This is a genomic window from Methylobacillus arboreus (genome assembly GCF_020532725.1).
Taxonomy (GTDB): Bacteria; Pseudomonadota; Gammaproteobacteria; order Burkholderiales; family Methylophilaceae; genus Methylobacillus; species Methylobacillus arboreus.
In genome coordinates, this window is sequence record NZ_JAJAVC010000015.1 from 1 (window position 1) to 2,630 (window position 2,630).

Annotated in this window: 3 protein-coding genes; 1 reads left to right on the plus strand and 2 read right to left on the minus strand. The window is 61.3% G+C overall.

Annotated features, from left to right (window positions below; genetic code table 11):
- Window positions 1-13 precede the first annotated feature (13 nt).
- Both LG198_RS14270 and LG198_RS14275 read right to left on the minus strand, forming a co-directional pair.
- The gene (locus LG198_RS14270; RefSeq protein WP_230343865.1) at window positions 14-916 is read right to left on the minus strand and encodes a hypothetical protein; all 903 of its coding nucleotides are present in this window, start codon (window positions 914-916) and stop codon (window positions 14-16) included.
- A gap of 72 nt (window positions 917-988) precedes the next feature.
- A complete protein-coding gene (locus tag LG198_RS14275; RefSeq protein WP_230343866.1) occupies window positions 989-1,297 on the minus strand; it encodes a hypothetical protein in 309 nt (102 codons plus the stop codon).
- Between LG198_RS14275 and LG198_RS14280 the strand changes: the two genes are divergently transcribed.
- On the plus strand, window positions 1,286-2,630 hold a 1,345-nt coding region (locus LG198_RS14280; protein ID WP_230343867.1), incomplete at its 3' end, for a hypothetical protein. The genes LG198_RS14275 and LG198_RS14280 overlap by 12 nt on opposite strands.

Below are 2,630 nucleotides of genomic sequence, written 5' to 3' on the forward strand. Positions count from 1 at the left end.
GCCAGAACCACCATCAGGCACCACGGTCGACTACGTCATCCTCGGCTACCGCCTGCAGAACAGCAACGACGACTACACCCTGGTCCCGACCCAGGCCTACCTCGACAACGGCGTCACCCGCTACCGTGCCGACCTCAGCGGCCTCAATGCCAGCGAGAAATACGAATACCAATACACCGCCTATGCCGCGGACATCGAGAACCCGGACGACCCATTCAACCCCTACGACCCGAACGACCCTGACTGGCAAGTCTCCGTCGTCACCACCCCCTTGGGCACCGAGACCGGCACCTTCATCCCCAATGCGCCCACCGCAGGCGGCCACCTGGTATGGACGACCGATGATGCCGAATCCTTCCATCGCGAAATCGAGCGTAGCCAGAGCTACAACGCCTTCGGCGAAGTCATGAGCGAGACCGATGGCAACAGCAATGTGACCACCTTCAGCTACAACACCCTGGGCAACCTGGTCCTCAAGCGCGACCCCCAGGTCGAAGCCACCCTGGCGAATGGCTACCAGTTGACGGGAACAGAAGCCATCACCCCCGAGACCCGCTACACCTACGACCTTGCGGGCCGCCTCATCCAAATCGAGGACGCCAACGGCAACCTCAACCGGCAAGCCTGGCTCGCCGGCGCCCCGCCCGACGCTGAAGACATGATCAGCTTCGAGCGCCATGCCGACGGCGGCTTCATCACCCGCAGCTACGACATCTTCGGCAACAAGCGCAGCGAGACCGACCGCATCAACGCCTTGACCGACACCAGCGGCCGCACCACCGACTACGAATACGATGCCGAGAACCGCCTGACCAAGATCATCCGTCCTGAGCGTGAGACCGGCAGCCTCAGCTACCTGGCCACCCGGACCACGGATACCTACACCTATGATGCCGCTGGTCAACGCATCAGCCATACCAACGCCCTGGGCGAAACCGAGAAGACCGACTACGACAGCCTGGGCCGCGTGATCGAGACCACCAGCTACCTAGGCTTCGCCACCACCTACCAGTACGACTACAGCCACACCGTCCTCGGCCTGGGCGGCAGCACCCTGGGCGGCTGGGTCAGGACCACCACCCAATCTGATGGCCGCACCCTCATCGACGAACTCGACCTGTTCAACCGGGTGACCCGGCACACCGACCTCGGCGGCAACGTCTTCACCTACTTCTACAACCAGGCCGGCTGGCTCACCCGTCAAACCGGCACTACCGGGCAGGACATCGTTTACGACCACTATGCCAACGGCTACGTCAAATCCATTCACGACAAAGCCCTTGGCATGTACACCCATTACGAATACGACCAGAACGGCAACAAGACCTTCGAGGGCTACGTCAGCCTCAAGGATGCTGCGGATATCCTGGCAGGCAACCGCGACTACTACCAGTACGCCCACATTAGCTACGACAGCCACAACCGCATCGTCAACATCCTCGACCCCAAGGCCAGCATCAGCTACGAATACGATGCCGTGGGCAACCGCCGCCTGGTCAAGAGCGTCTACCATGATGGCGTCAATGGCGCGATGCGCACCCAGGAATACTGGTACACCTATGACCAGATGAACCGCTTCACGGTGACCATGGGGCAGTTGGGCACCCTCGACGGCAACGGGGACTTTACCGCAAGCGGACGCGCGACCTCAGCCACCGACACCACCATCGTCATCGACAAGGGCGGCCCAGGGAGTGATGGCGTGGCCATCAGCTACAACTTCGCCGGCGAGCGCACCGAGGCCAGGAACGCCATCGACGGCACCACCGAGACCTACCGCTACACCGCCGATGGCTACCTGGAACAGATCAGTTTCAACGATGGACGCAAGGCGACCCGCAAGAACGATGCCTTGGGACGGGTGGTGGAGTACAAGGAGTATGGCACCAACGGGACTTCTGTCACTTACAGCAAAACCACGACCTATGACAAGGATAACCGTATCCTGTCAGAGAGCGGTACCGACGGCACCTCCACCTATCAGTACTACAACGGCACCAGCACCACCTATAGCACTGGTGGTAGTGGCGCGTTGGCTCTGGTGCAAAACACCAACAGCGGTACCACGACCAGCACCTACTACACCTACGAATACTGGGACGAAGCCAAGATCACCGCAACAACGATTGCGGGCTACAACGCCAGCCTGGGCCGCAACCAGCAGCAATGGAAGTCCGGCTATGCCGATCTGCGCTACGACGTCAACGGCCATCTGGAGAGCGCCTACGACCATGGCGGCAACCGCAGCATCCAGTACACCAGCGATGCGCAAGGCTTGATCCTGGTCCGTGACGAAATCACCGGCATCATTGCCCGCCCCAATTACCAATACAACCAGGCCAACTACAACCCCGGCAGCGTCGCCAACAAGGTGACGCGCTACTACTACGTCGACGTCAAGCGCGTCGGCGATGTGAGCAACGACGGGCCGAGCCGGACCGACTATGCCCAGGCGATCGCGGCACGCAACGCGCCCCAGGGCAACTACGCCAACTGGAAGCCGATCTCGAGCGCCGACTTCGACCAGAACTACGAGCCGATCAGCCCGAGCTATCCGGGATTTGCCGCCAGCACTTATACGGTGAGGAACGGCGATACCCTGCAAAGCATTGCCCGGACGCTGTGGGGCG

Bases quoted from the DNA above. Each gene is read 5' to 3' on its own strand.
- LG198_RS14270 (WP_230343865.1), bottom strand. From the start codon at position 916: ATGGCTGATGCGTTGACCAGCGGCATCATAGGTGTAGGTATCCGTGGT.
- LG198_RS14275 (WP_230343866.1), bottom strand. From the start codon at position 1,297: ATGGGTGTACATGCCAAGGGCTTTGTCGTGAATGGATTTGACGTAGCC.